This window comes from Mycobacterium mantenii (assembly GCF_001667865.1).
Classification (GTDB): domain Bacteria; phylum Actinomycetota; class Actinomycetes; order Mycobacteriales; family Mycobacteriaceae; genus Mycobacterium; species Mycobacterium mantenii_A.
The window spans coordinates 1-13,345 of record NZ_LZJP01000004.1 but is presented as its reverse complement, the minus strand read 5'-3'; the positions used below and the strand labels follow the sequence as shown (position 1 = coordinate 13,345).

The following is a 13,345-nucleotide window of genomic DNA, read 5'->3' as shown; positions in this document are numbered from 1 at the left end:
CACAGAACTCATCTCCGATCACACGCTCGCCGTCCCCAGCAAATACCCCCGTCGGGCGCGGTTTTCACGCCGCGCCCCACGGGAGTGACGGCAATCTCAGTCAGCCCCGGCCGGGGTCAGCCACCGTGGCCGGGCTGCTTGGGCTTGCCGCACTTGCCGTCGACGGCCTGTCGTACGTTGATGCTCGTCGCCTGCAGCGCGCCGCCCTTGTCCTGGGTTCCGCGCGCCCACAGGCATTTGCCCGGCGTGATCGCGTCGGTGTTGGCGGGCGTCTGCTTGCTGTACTTGGTCTTGTCATCGACCGTCACGGTCGTTTGCGTGGTGTTGCCACTGGGATCCGTGTTGGTCACGTTGATGGTGTTACCGGAAACCGACGCCACCGAGCCCCGGACCATGGCCGGCTTGGCGGGTGCCTGCGTGGGCGGGAGCGACGGCGGCGTGGTGGTCGAAGCGCCCGGCGCGGACTTCGGCTTCGGGCAGGCGCCGTTGACGGACTCGCTGATCTTCACCGACGCGGCGGTGACGGCCTGGCCGGGCGCCGATCCCTCCGTCGGCTTCACGCTGACGCAGCTGCCGGGGGTGACGTCCGGCAGCCCGGCCGGAACGGCCTCGGTGATCTTGGTGGTCGAGGTGAAGTTCACCGACGCGGTCGCGTTGTCCTCTTTGGTGACCTGAATGGAATTGCCCGCCACCGAGGCGATCAGACCGCTGACCCGCGCTTCGGCGTTAGGGGTGGACGATGTGGTCGTCGACGTCACGACCGACGTCGAGGTCGAGGTCGAGGTGGACGTGGGGCTGGATTTGTTCGAAGAGCCACAGGCAGACAGGGACAAGGCGGTGGCTCCCGCGACCGCGAATACCGCGAAGCGAGTGAGCCGGGGCACGCTGGCAGACATCAACGTTTCTCCATTCGTCGGTTAAAGCCAACGTCCTGGTTTACCCGTTTAAACTGTGTCCAACCTGTGTGTTCTCAGAACGCCTGTTCGGACACCTTCATGATGTCGTCGTCGAGGCCCTCGAGGACCCCGCGCAGCGAGGTCAGCTTCGGCAGCATGTTCTTGGCGAAGAATTGCGCGGTCGCGATCTTGCCCCGGTAGAACGGTTCGTCGTCGCCGGCTCCATCGGCCAGCGCGCGGTGCGCGATGACGGCCTGCACCAGCAGCCGCCAACCGATCAGCAGATCGCCGACCGCGAGCAGGTAACGGACCGATCCCAGCCCCACCTTGTAGATCTCGGTGGGATGCTGCGCCGCGGACATCAGGTAGCCGGTCAGCGCACCGGTCATCGCCGTGACATCGTCGTAGGCGGTCTGCACCAGTTGCGCGACCGGCTTGAGCGCCTCGTCACAGTCGTCGATGGTCGCCGTGATCTGCGTCGTCAGGAACTGCAGGGCCTGACCCCGGTCGCGCACGATCTTGCGGAAGAAGAAGTCGAGGGCCTGGATCGCGGTGGTGCCCTCATACAGCGAATCGATCTTGGAATCGCGGATGTACTGCTCGAGCGGATAGTCGGCCAGGAAGCCGGAACCGCCCAGCGTCTGCAGCGACTCGGTCAGCACCTCATAGGCCCGCTCCGAGCTCACCCCCTTGACGATCGGCAGCAGCAGATCGTCGATCCGGTGCGCCATCTCGGGGTCGGCACCCGAAACCCGTTGGGCCACCGCGTCATCCTGATGGGCGGCGGCATACATGTAGAGCGCGCGAAGGCCTTCCGCGTAGGCCTTCTGGGTCATCAGGCTGCGACGCACGTCGGGATGGTGGATGATCGTGACGCGCGGCGCGGTCTTGTCGGACATCTGCGTCAGGTCCGCGCCCTGCACCCGCTCCTTGGCGAAGGCCAGCGCGTTCAGGTAGCCCGTGGAAAGGGTGCCGGCGGCCTTGACGCCAATCGTCATGCGCGCCTGCTCGATTACGGTGAACATCTGCGCGATGCCCCGGTGCACGTCGCCGACCAGGTAACCGACAGCGGGCACATCCGTTGCGCCGAAAGTCAATTCGCACGTGGGGGAGGACTTGATGCCCATCTTGTGCTCCACCCCGGTGACGAAAACCCCGTTGCGGGGCCCGAGTTCGAAGGTGTCCGGGTCGAACAGGAAGTTGGGCACGTAGAACAGGCTGAGCCCCTTGGTGCCCGGACCGGCGCCCTCGGGACGGGCCAGCACCAAATGGAAAATGTTCTCGGCCGTGTCGCCCACGTCGCCACCGGAGATGAAGCGCTTGACGCCCTCGATGTGCCAGGTGCCGTCGGGCTGTTCGACGGCCTTGGCGCGGCCCGCGCCGACGTCGGAGCCCGCGTCGGGTTCGGTGAGCACCATGGTGGCCGCCCAGCCCCGCTCCACACCCTCGGCGGCCCACCGGCGCTGCTGCTCGTTGCCCTCGACGAACAACGCCTGAGACATGAACGGGCCCAGGCAGAAGAAGTTCGCCGAGGGGTTGGCGCAGATGAGCATTTCGTTGACGGCCCACGCCAGCGGCGGTGGGGCGGGCATGCCGCCGATCTCCTCGGCCATGCCCAGCCGCCACCAGCCGGCCTCCTTGAGCGCCGCCACCGTCTTGGCCAGTTCGTCGGGCACGCTGATCTTGTGCTCGGCCGGGTCGAATACCGGCGGATTGCGGTCGGCGAAGGCGAAGGATTCGGCCACCGGACCTTCGGCGAGGCGGGCGGCTTCGGCCAAGATCGTTCGGACCGTGTCCTCGTCGAGGTCGCTGTAGCCGCCGGTGCCCAGGACGGCGCCGACATCGAGAACTTCGAAGAGGTTGAACTCGATATCACGGACGTTAGCGATGTAGTGGCCCAACGCGATTCCCTCACTGGTCCTCGAGGCGGCGGATCGTCAGGCCCAGTCTGTCGGACGCGGGAAAACGTACGCAACCGTAACCAGCGACGGTCGTGACGGACGCTACAGCGAACGGGACCCGTCCGGCGATAGCCACGGGGCGAACCGCTCGCGGATCGGGGAACATCGCGTCGGCGCCGGGCGTTGAGCAAACTGTGACAACACTTGATCTCACCGCTGAGAAGTTCAACGAAACCATCGAGGGCAACGACATCGTGCTCGTCGACTTCTGGGCGTCCTGGTGTGGTCCGTGCCGCCAGTTCGGTCCCACCTTCCAGGCGTCGTCGGACAAGCACCCCGACATCGTGCACGCCAAGGTCGACACCGAGGCCGAACAACAGTTGGCGGCGGCCGCCCAGATCCGGTCCATCCCCACGCTGATGGCCTTCAAGAAGGGCAAACTGCTGTTCAACCAACCCGGAGCCCTGCCGCCGGCGGCCCTCGAGGACCTGGTCCAGCAAGTCCGCGCCTTCGACGTCGACGCCGCCGAGGCCGGGCAGGGCGAATAAGCACCGCGCCGCGCTGCGCGCAAAGCCTCGGTCGGCTACGCGCTAGGTTGCATGGGTGAGTTTGGTACTGGTAGACCACCCGCGGCCCGGCGTCGCGCTGATAACCCTGAATCGGCCCGAGCGGATGAACTCGATGGCGTTCGACGTCATGCTCCCGCTCAAGGAGGCCCTGGACGAGGTCACCTACGACAATTCGGTGCGGGTGGTGGTGCTCACCGGGGCCGGTCGGGGCTTTTCCTCCGGCGCCGACCACAAGTCCGCGGGCTCGGTGCCCCACGTCGAGGGGCTGACCCGCCCCACCTACGCGCTGCGCTCCATGGAGATCCTCGACGAGGTCATCCTGGCGCTGCGCAAGCTGCACCAACCGGTGATCGCCGCGGTCAACGGCCCCGCCATCGGCGGCGGGTTGTGCCTGGCCCTGGCCGCCGACATCCGGGTGGCCTCCACCAGCGCGTACTTTCGGGCCGCGGGCATCAACAACGGGCTCACCGCCAGCGAACTGGGCCTGTCCTACCTGCTGCCGCGGGCCATCGGCTCGTCACGCGCGTTCGAGATCATGCTGACCGGCCGCGACATCACCGCGGAGGAGGCCGAGCGCATCGGGCTGGTGTCCTGCCAGGTGCCCGAGGAGCAGCTGCTGGACACCTGCTACGCCATCGCTGCGCGGATCGCGGCCTTCTCGCGGCCGGGCATCGAGTTGACCAAGCGCACGCTGTGGAGTGGACTGGACGCCGGTAGCCTGGAAGGGCACATGCAAGCCGAGGGCTTGGGACAGCTTTTCGTCCGCCTGCTCACCGCCAACTTCGAAGAAGCGGTTGCCGCGCGCGCAGAACGACGACCACCGGTGTTCACCGACGACAAATAGGCGTCTTTTCAAAGGAGAGCGATCGTGATCACGGCCACGGACCTCGAGGTCCGCGCTGGTGCGCGCATCCTGCTCTCACCGGACGGTCCCGACCTGCGCATCCAGCCCGGCGACCGGATCGGGCTGGTGGGCCGCAACGGCGCCGGTAAGACCACCACACTGCGCATCCTGGCGGGGGAGACCGAACCGTATGCCGGCGCGATCAACCGCGTCGGCGAAATCGGTTATCTGCCACAGGATCCCAAAGAGGGCGACCTCGATGTGCTGGCCCGCGACCGGGTCCTGTCGGCCCGCGGGCTCGACGTTTTGCTGACGGACCTGGAAAAGCAGCAGGCGCTGATGGCCGAGGTCGCCGACGACGACGCCCGCGACCGCGCGATCCGTCGGTACGGGCAGCTGGAGGAGCGTTTCGTCGCCCTGGGCGGCTACGGCGCGGAAAGCGAAGCCAGCCGCATCTGCGCGAGTCTTGGCCTGCCGGAACGGGTCCTGACGCAGAAGCTGCGCACCCTGTCCGGCGGGCAGCGGCGGCGGGTGGAACTGGCCCGCATCCTGTTCGCCGCGTCGGAGGGCGGCGCGGGCATGTCGGGTTCGTCGACCACGCTGCTCCTCGACGAGCCGACCAACCACCTGGACGCGGATTCCATCGGCTGGCTGCGGGATTTCCTGCGGGCGCACACCGGCGGGCTGGTGATCATCAGCCACAACGTCGAGCTGCTCGCCGACGTCGTCAACCGGGTGTGGTTCCTGGATGCCGTGCGCGGTGAGGTCGACGTCTACAACATGACGTGGCAGAAATATCTCGACGCCCGCGCCACCGACGAGCAACGCCGCCGGCGGGAACGCGCGAACGCCGAACGCAAGGCCACCGCGCTGCGCTCGCAGGCCGCCAAGCTCGGCGCGAAAGCCACCAAAGCCGTTGCCGCACAGAATATGTTGCGTCGTGCCGACCGGATGATGGCCGCGCTCGACGACGAGCGGGTGGCCGACAAGGTGGCCCGCATCAAGTTCCCCAACCCGGCCCCGTGCGGGCGCACGCCGCTGGTGGCCACCGGGCTGAGCAAGTCCTACGGGTCGCTGGAGGTGTTCACCGGCGTCGACCTGGCGATCGACCGCGGCTCGCGGGTGGTGGTGCTGGGCCTCAACGGCGCCGGCAAGACCACGCTGCTGAGGATTCTGGCCGGCACCGAGGACCCCGACACCGGGGGGCTCGAGCCCGGGCACGGGTTGCGGATCGGCTACTTCGCGCAGGAACACGACACGCTCGACAACGATTCGACCGTGTGGGAGAACATCCGCCACGCCGCACCGGATTCGGGCGAGCAGGATCTGCGTGGCCTGCTGGGCGCGTTCATGTTCAGCGGTCCCCAGCTCGACCAGCCGGCGGGCACGCTGTCCGGCGGCGAGAAGACCCGGCTCGCGCTGGCCGGTCTGGTGGCCTCCACCGCCAACGTGCTGTTGCTCGACGAACCGACGAACAACCTAGACCCGGCCTCGCGCGAGCAGGTGCTCGACGCGCTGCGCAGTTACCAGGGAGCAGTGGTCTTGGTCACGCACGACCCGGGTGCCGCCGAGGCGCTCGACCCGCAGCGCGTCGTGCTGTTGCCCGACGGCACCGAGGATTTCTGGTCCGACGAGTACCGGGACCTCATCGAGCTCGCCTGATTTCGTACGCGATTTGGCGAAATCGGTCCCGCGGCCGACAGCGGCTTCTTACTCTGGGTGCTTGCGATCGTGTCCCGGCGTCGGAGGAGCCATGAAGAGAACACTGCGAGGGTCGGCCAAGACACGCGACCAGATGTTGGACGAGCTGCGCCACGCCTACGAAGGCGGCGCCAGCATCCGCAGTCTGGTCGCCGCGACCGGCAGGTCGTACGGCTCGATTCACAGCTTGCTGCGGGAGTCGGGCACCACGATGCGCAGCCGCGGCGGCCCGAACCGGACCGCTAAAACCGCGCGGGCGTAGCGTCACTGCGAAATCACGTCCCCTTGTTCGCAGTGACGTTACGACCGCTTCTCAGAGTCGTTGCGGCGCACCGAGTTTTCCACCAGATCGAGAACCGCGGATAACCGCTGCGGGTCCTCGCCCGAGGCCGACCGGGCCACCAGGCCGTCTAGCACCAATTCCAGATAGCACTGCAGAACGTCGCCGGGCACATCGTCACGCACCCGGTGCGCCTCCTTCTGCCGGCGCAACCGATCGGTGGTTGCCGCCGCCAGCTCCGCCGACCGCTCCGCCCATCCCTGGCTGAACGCGGGATCGTTGCGCAGCTTGCGGGCGATCTCCAATCTGGTGGCCAGCCAGTCGAACTGCTCGGGCGCGGCCAGCATGTCGCGCATCACCTGGATGAGTCCCTCGCGGGAAGCCACGTCGGCCATCCGCTCGGCGTCCTCGTGGGCCAGGGCGAAGAACAGCGCGTCCTTGTCCCGGAAGTGGTGGAAGATCGCGCCGCGCGACATCCCGATCGCCTTCTCCAACCGGCGCACCGTGGCTTTGTCGTAACCGTATTCGGCAAAGCAACGGCGGGCGCCGTCGAGGATCTGGCGGCGTCGAGCCGCCAGATGGTCCTCGCTGACCTTGGGCACGGGTTGGGGTTAGCCCGACTTGAGCATGTTGCGCAGCACGTACTGCAGGATGCCGCCGTTGCGGTAGTAGTCGGCCTCCCCCGGGGTGTCGATGCGCACCACGGCGTCGAACTCGACCGGATCGCCCGATTCCTTGCTTGCCTTGACGTGCACCGTCTTCGGCGTCTTGCCGTCGTTGAGCTCTTCGATCCCGGTGATGTCGAACACCTCGGTGCCGTCCAGTCCCAGATCCTTGGCCGACTTGCCGTCGGGGAACTGCAGCGGGATGACGCCCATGCCGATCAGGTTGGAGCGGTGGATCCGCTCGAACGACTCGGCGATCACCGCGCGAACGCCCAGCAGTCGCGTTCCCTTGGCGGCCCAGTCGCGTGATGAGCCCGATCCGTACTCCTTGCCGCCCAGCACTACCAGCGGAATGTCTTGTGCCGCATAGTTTTGCGCCGCGTCGTAGATGAACGCCTGCGGTGCGTCGTCCTGGGTGAAGTCGCGGGTGTAGCCGCCGGACACGTCGTCGAGCAACAGGTTGCGCAGCCTGATGTTCGCGAACGTGCCACGGATCATCACCTCGTGGTTGCCGCGCCGCGAGCCGAAGGAGTTGTAGTCCTTGCGCTCCACGCCGTGCTCGTCGAGGTACTGCGCCGCCGGGGTGCCCGGCTTGATGCTGGAGGCGGGGGAGATGTGGTCGGTGGTCACCGAATCGCCCAGCAGCGCCAGCACCCGGGCGCCGGTGATGTCGGCCACGGGCTCCGGCTCGGCCGGCATGCCCTCGAAATACGGGGGCTTGCGGACGTAGGTCGAATCCGCATTCCACTCGAAGGTGTTGCCGCTCGGCGTCGGCAGGTTGCGCCACCGCTCGTCGCCCTTGAACACGTCGGCGTAGTTCTTGGTGAACATCTCGGAGTTAATCGCCGAGGCGATGGTGTCCGAGACATCCTTCTGCGACGGCCAGATGTCCTTGAGGAAGACGTCGTTGCCGTCCTTGTCCTTGCCCAGGGGCTGCTCGTCGAAATCGAAGTCCATGGTCCCGGCCAGCGCGTAGGCCACCACCAGCGGCGGGGACGCCAGGTAATTCATCTTCACGTCCGGGTTGATGCGGCCCTCGAAGTTCCGGTTGCCCGACAGCACGGCAGTCACCGAAAGGTCGTTGTCGTTAATCGCTTTCGAGATTTCTTCGGGCAGCGGACCCGAGTTGCCGATGCAGGTGGTGCAGCCGTAGCCGACCAGATAGAAGCCGAGCTTCTCCAGGTAGGGCCACAGGCCGGCCTTGTCGTAGTAGTCGTTGACCACCTGTGAGCCGGGAGCCATGGTGGTCTTCACCCACGGCTTGGACGCCAAACCCTTCTCAACGGCGTTGCGGGCCAACAGCGCAGCGCCCAGCATCACCTCGGGGTTGGAGGTGTTGGTGCACGAGGTGATCGCGGCGATCACTACGGCGCCGTGGTCGATCACGAACTCGCCGCGATCGTCGGAGCGCACCGTCACCGGGTTGCTCGGCCGGCCCTTGGCGTGTGTGGCGGCCGATTGCACGACGGGCCGGTCGTCGGCGTGTCCGTTCGACACCGCCCCCGGATCGCTGGCCGGGAAGGTCTCGTCCACCGACTCGTCCAGTTTCGAATAGCCCTGCTGGCCGTCGTCGCCGCCCTCGACGTAGCTGAGGATCTGATCACGGAACGTGGACTTGGCTTCCGACAACTGGATTCGGTCCTGCGGACGCTTGGGCCCGGCGATCGACGGCACCACCGTGGACAGGTCGAGCTCGAGGTACTCGGAGAACGCCGGCTCGTGGTCGGGGTTGTGCCACATGCCCTGTTCCTTGGCGTAGGCCTCGACCAGTGCCAGCTGCTCGTCCGTGCGGCCGGTGAACTTCAGGTAGGAGATGGTCTCCTCGTCGATCGGGAAAATCGCTGCGGTGGAACCGAATTCGGGGCTCATGTTGCCCAGCGTGGCGCGGTTGGCCAGCGGCACCTCCGACACGCCCTTGCCGTAGAACTCGACGAACTTGCCGACCACGCCGTGCTTGCGCAGCATCTCGGTCACGGTCAGCACGACGTCGGTGGCCGTGACGCCGGCCTGGATCTCGCCGGTCAGCTTGAAGCCGACGACGCGGGGGATCAGCATCGACACCGGCTGACCCAGCATCGCGGCCTCGGCCTCGATACCGCCGACGCCCCAGCCCAGCACGCCCAGGCCGTTGACCATCGTGGTGTGCGAGTCGGTGCCCACGCAGGTGTCGGGGTACGCCGACACTGTTCCGTGCGCGTCTGCGCGGGTCATCACCACGCTGGCCAGGTACTCGATGTTGACCTGGTGCACGATGCCGGTGCCCGGCGGCACCACCTTGAAGTCCTTGAATGCTCCCTGGCCCCAGCGCAGGAACTGGTAGCGCTCGCCGTTGCGCTGGTACTCGATCTCGACGTTGCGCTCGAACGCGTCGGCGGTGCCGAACAGGTCGGCGATCACCGAGTGGTCGATCACCAGGTCGGCGGGCGCGAGCGGGTTGACCTTGTCCGGCTTGCCGCCCAGGTCGCCGATGGCCTCGCGCATCGTGGCCAGGTCGACGATGCACGGCACGCCGGTGAAGTCCTGCATCACGACGCGGGCGGGGGTGTACTGGATCTCAATGCTGGGTTCCGCCTTGGGATCCCAGTTCGCGATTGCCTCGATGTGGTCCTTGGTGATGTTGCTGCCGTCTTCGTTGCGCAGCAGATTCTCCGCCAGCACCTTGAGGCTGTAGGGGAGTTTTTCGGTGTTGGGAACGGCGTCGAGACGATAGATCTGGTAACTCTGGTCGCCGACCTTGAGGGTGTCGCGGGCTCCGAACGAATTCACAGAATCAGTCACTTCAACTCCCAGAGTCTTTAGTTCTCCCACCGCGACGGGCCGTGTCGGCGGTGCCGTGCCAACTTTAACAGTACGTTTGTCCTGCATTACGGCGGGCACACCTGATTTCAGTCTTATCGCGGTGGCCCCCCGGTTCAAACCCCTCGCGTACCCCGAATGCGCGCCGACAGTCACGCTAGAGTGACCGCCGTGGACCGAGCTGGGGGTACCGCCCGCTTGCGGGGGACACGCCAGCGTGACCGCGCAGCAGGAAGGACCGCGAAATGACCGGGCACGATTCCTTCGTCCTGCCGCTCTACATTCCGCAGGACGTTGACATGTCCGTGATCAAGGCACAGGTGGCCGCGGACGGCGTGAGCGCCGCGCCGGCGGCGATGCCGGGCCTGCTCGACGTGGTCAACCACGCGCACGCCGAGGGCATCAACCTCAAGATCGTGCTGCTCGACCACAACCCGCCGAACGACACCCCGCTGCGCGACATCTCGACGGTGGTCGGCGCCGACTATCACGACGCGACCGTGCTGACACTCAGCCCGAGCTATGTCGGGAGTTACAGCACGCAATTCCCGCGCGTCACTCTCGAGGCCGGCGAGGACAACGCCAAGACGGGCAACCCGGTGGTCTCCGCGCAGCATTTTCTGCACGAGTTGGACACGCCCGAGTTTCCCTGGACCGGGCTGACGATTTTCCTGTTGATCGCCGTCTTCGCGGCGGCCGTCGGCACCCGGCTGTTGCAGGTGCGCAGTAAGCGCGCAGCAACCTCGGCCGAGTCGGCGGGGGCGCAGGAAGTGACGCCCACCAACACGGCCTAGCCACGCGGCATCCCAACCTTCGGGTGGCTGAGGGCGGTATCGCTTCGGCTTCGCGGCAAACACGGCAGGTCACCGTTCGGTCACATTAAACGCACGTAGAGAGTGCGATTTCGATGGAGCGTTTGCACGCCCATCGGTGTGACGTACGGTGCAAATGATGCTGGTGTTGTCTTTGGCGCCTTTCGGGGAATCTGTGGCTGGCGCCACCCGTCGTGTTGAGCCGTAGGAGACCTGAGTCGAATGAGACGCACACGCTGGGGGTCTTCTGCGCGACCGGCCGCAAGGCTGGTGCGGCCCGTCGTCCCATCCGTGTTGAGCCTGGCCCTGCTGATCGGGACGTCCGGGCTTGCGGAGGCCGATACCACTGCCGACAACCTGGCCGGACTCATCGCCAACGTCGCCAAGGCCAACCAGCGGTTGCAGAATCTGAGCGCCGAAATCCAGACCGAGCAGGAAAGTGTCAACAAGGCCCTCGTCGACGTGGAGACCGCGCGGGACAACGCGGCCACCGCCCAACACGACCTGGAGGCCAGCCAGCAGGCGGTCAAGGACGCCAACATCGCCATCGCCGGGGCGCAGCGCCGCTTCGACACGTTCGCCGCCGCCACCTATATGAACGGTCCGTCGAACAGCTACCTCACGGCGAGCAGCCCCGACGACATCATCGCCACCGAAGCCGCCGCCAAGAACCTGACCACGAGCTCGCAGACCGTGATGGCCAAGCTGCGGCAGGCCCGCACCGAGCAGGTGAACAAGGAGTCGGCGGCGCGGCTGGCCAAGCAGAACGCCGACAAGGCCGCCGCCGACGCCAAGTCCAGCCAGGATGCCGCCGTGGCGGCGCTGACCAACTCCAAGCAGAAGTTCGACCAGCAACGCGAAGACATCATTCGCCTTGCCGCCGAACGGGATCAGGCTCAGATCAAGCTCGAGGCGGCCAAGCGCGAGGCCGCGCGGCAATGGTCCACAAGTCCGGGTGGGCCCGCGGCCCCGGCGTCGGGTGACCGGTGGGAGACCGGATCGCCGGGCGCGCCGGCGTCGTCGGGCGGGGGCCGTCAGTGGGACGGCGCCTGGGACCCCACGTTGCCGATGATCCCGAGCGCCAACGTTCCCGGCGACCCGATCGCGGTGATCAACCAGGTGCTGGGCATTTCGGCCACCTCGACGCAGGTCACCGCCGGCCTGGGCCGAAACTTCCTGCAGCAGATGGGCATCCTCAAGCCCGACGACACTGGCATCACCAACGCGGCGCCGGGCGGGGTCGGGGGACGCATTCCCCGCGTCTATGGGCGGCAGGCCTCCGAGTACGTGATCCGGCGCGGCATGTCGCAGATCGGCGTGCCCTACTCCTGGGGCGGCGGCAACGCGGCCGGCCCGAGCAAGGGCATCGACTCCGGGGCCGGCATCACCGGTTTCGACTGTTCGGGTCTGGTCCTGTACTCGTTCGCCGGGGTGGGCATCAAGCTGCCGCACTACTCGGGTTCGCAGTACAACCTGGGCCGCAAGATCCCGTCCTCGCAGATGCGCCGCGGCGACGTCATCTTCTACGGACCGGGCGGGTCCCAGCACGTGACGATCTACCTCGGCGACGGCCAGATGCTCGAGGCCCCCGACATCGGGTTGAAGGTCCGTGTCGCCCCGGTGCGCACCAGCGGCATGACGCCCTACGTGGTCCGATACATCGAGTGGTGATCGAGTGAGTACTGAACGAGGAGCCATGCGCCGCAATCGGTTTCGTCTGATCAACCTCGCCTGGATCACCGCTGTGGTGACCGCCGGGCTGATGTTTTCTCCTGCCGGCCCGGCTCCCCTTGCCGCGGCCGACCCCGGCGCGTGGGACCCCACCCTGCCGGCCCAGATCAGTGCCGGCGCGCCGGGAGATCCGCTCGCCGTCGCCAACGCCTCGCTGCAGGCCACCGCCCAGGCCACCCAGACCACGATGGATCTGGGCCGGCAGTTCCTCGGCGGTCTCGGCATCAACATCCTGGGTGATCCCGCCCCCACCGCCGCCACGCCCACCAACCCCGGCGGCAAGATCCCGCGGGTCTACGGCCGGCAGGCGATCGAATACGTGATCAAGCGGATGGGATCGCAGATGGGCGTGCCGTACTCGTGGGGCGGTGGCTCGCTGGACGGTCCCAGCAAGGGCGTCGGCGACGGCGCCAACATCACCGGTTTCGACTGTTCGGGTCTGATGCGTTACGGCTTCGCCGGCGTCGGCGTGCTGATCCCGCGGTTCTCCGGTGACCAGTACAACGCCGGGCGCCACATCCCGCCGGACCAGGCCAGGCGCGGCGACCTGATCTTCTACGGCCCGGGCGGCAGCCAGCACGTCACGATGTACCTGGGCAACGGCCAGATGCTGGAGGCATCGGGCAGCGCCGCCAAGGTGACGGTCAGCCCGGTGCGTAAGCCCGGCATGACGCCGTTCCTGACCAGGATCATCGAGTACTGACGCCGGGTGCGTTCGGGCGGGCGCGGGCCCGCGGCGGGTGCACCAGCGTCGACGGAACTCGGCGGGCCTGGAATAGTTGGACGCGGGCACGTCGCTGCCCCACGACATTGGTCGTGCCAGCAGTCGTGTCCGATTGGTAGAGCGGTGGAAGGTAGCAGTTCATGACAGCAGCAGGTGGGCCGCCGCCAGGCGCCAGCGGTTACTCGGGCCCGGGCGGGCAATCCGGCCCGGCTCACGAAGCGCCGGCGGGCGGCGGCAATGGACTGGCCGCCGAGGTTCAGACCCTGGAACGCGCCATCTTCGAGGTCAAACGCATCATCGTCGGCCAGGACCAGCTGGTGGAGCGCATGCTGGTCGGCCTGCTGTCCAAGGGACACGTGCTGCTCGAGGGTGTCCCCGGGGTGGCCAAGACGCTGGCCGTCGAGACGTTCGCCAAGGTGGTGGGCG

General features: G+C 67.1%; 11 protein-coding genes and 1 pseudogene. 8 read left to right on the top strand and 4 right to left on the bottom strand.

The features are described 5' to 3' along the window. Window positions 1–116: 116 nt before the first annotated feature. The gene (locus tag A5688_RS28380) at window positions 117–896 is read right to left on the bottom strand and encodes a DUF5666 domain-containing protein (protein ID WP_207546572.1); all 780 of its coding nucleotides are present in this window, start codon (window positions 894–896) and stop codon (window positions 117–119) included. A 74-nt stretch (window positions 897–970) separates the two neighbouring features. After that, on the bottom strand, window positions 971–2,797 hold the full coding sequence (locus A5688_RS00070; protein WP_067909381.1) for an acyl-CoA dehydrogenase: 1,827 nt from the start codon (window positions 2,795–2,797) through the stop codon (window positions 971–973). A gap of 194 nt (window positions 2,798–2,991) precedes the next feature. Here A5688_RS00070 and trxA point away from each other — a divergent pair, with 194 nt between their 5' ends. From trxA to A5688_RS00050, 4 genes are all read left to right on the top strand, one after another. Continuing rightward, a complete protein-coding gene (gene trxA / locus A5688_RS00065; RefSeq protein WP_067836154.1) occupies window positions 2,992–3,345 on the top strand; it encodes a thioredoxin in 354 nt (117 codons plus the stop codon). A 55-nt stretch (window positions 3,346–3,400) separates the two neighbouring features. Next, window positions 3,401–4,210 (top strand): enoyl-CoA hydratase, encoded by an 810-nt coding sequence (locus A5688_RS00060; protein ID WP_067836156.1) that lies wholly within the window; start codon window positions 3,401–3,403, stop codon window positions 4,208–4,210. Between the two features lie 24 nt (window positions 4,211–4,234). Beyond that, a complete protein-coding gene (locus A5688_RS00055; RefSeq protein ID WP_067836158.1) occupies window positions 4,235–5,872 on the top strand; it encodes an ABC-F family ATP-binding cassette domain-containing protein in 1,638 nt (545 codons plus the stop codon). Between the two features lie 103 nt (window positions 5,873–5,975). Continuing rightward, window positions 5,976–6,173, top strand: a complete 198-nt coding sequence (locus A5688_RS00050; protein WP_120312426.1) for a helix-turn-helix domain-containing protein — start codon at window positions 5,976–5,978, stop codon at window positions 6,171–6,173. A gap of 38 nt (window positions 6,174–6,211) precedes the next feature. Here the strand turns inward: A5688_RS00050 and A5688_RS00045 are convergent, their stop codons facing one another. Together A5688_RS00045 and A5688_RS00040 are read right to left on the bottom strand one after the other, a co-directional pair. After that, complete coding sequence (locus A5688_RS00045; protein ID WP_067836162.1) at window positions 6,212–6,793, bottom strand: TetR/AcrR family transcriptional regulator; 582 nt, start codon at window positions 6,791–6,793, stop codon at window positions 6,212–6,214. Window positions 6,794–6,802: 9 nt separating this feature from the next. After that, on the bottom strand, window positions 6,803–9,634 hold the full coding sequence (locus A5688_RS00040; RefSeq protein WP_067836165.1) for an aconitate hydratase: 2,832 nt from the start codon (window positions 9,632–9,634) through the stop codon (window positions 6,803–6,805). Between the two features lie 263 nt (window positions 9,635–9,897). On the opposite strand from A5688_RS00040, the pseudogene A5688_RS00035 reads away from it, so the two are divergent. The 4 genes and pseudogenes from A5688_RS00035 to A5688_RS00020 all read left to right on the top strand — a co-directional run. Then, window positions 9,898–10,436 (top strand): annotated as a pseudogene (locus tag A5688_RS00035) (DUF6676 family protein); the annotation flags it as partial. 250 nt (window positions 10,437–10,686) lie between these two features. Next, window positions 10,687–12,135 (top strand): NlpC/P60 family peptidoglycan endopeptidase RipA, encoded by a 1,449-nt coding sequence (gene ripA, locus A5688_RS00030; RefSeq protein ID WP_067909388.1) that lies wholly within the window; start codon window positions 10,687–10,689, stop codon window positions 12,133–12,135. 25 nt (window positions 12,136–12,160) lie between these two features. Next, window positions 12,161–12,898 carry an NlpC/P60 family peptidoglycan endopeptidase RipB gene (gene ripB, locus A5688_RS00025; RefSeq protein WP_067909391.1) on the top strand — a complete coding sequence of 246 codons (738 nt, stop codon included), beginning with the start codon at window positions 12,161–12,163 and terminating at the stop codon, window positions 12,896–12,898. Window positions 12,899–13,059: 161 nt separating this feature from the next. Beyond that, the coding region (locus tag A5688_RS00020) for an AAA family ATPase (protein WP_242663189.1) at window positions 13,060–13,345 on the top strand (286 nt) is incomplete at its 3' end.

Excerpts from the sequence above, each read along its gene's own strand:
- A5688_RS28380 (WP_207546572.1), bottom strand. The coding sequence starts at position 896 with ATGTCTGCCAGCGTGCCCCGGCTCACTCGCTTCGCGGTATTCGCGGTC.
- ripA (WP_067909388.1), top strand. The coding sequence starts at position 10,687 with ATGAGACGCACACGCTGGGGGTCTTCTGCGCGACCGGCCGCAAGGCTG.
- ripB (WP_067909391.1), top strand. The coding sequence starts at position 12,161 with ATGCGCCGCAATCGGTTTCGTCTGATCAACCTCGCCTGGATCACCGCT.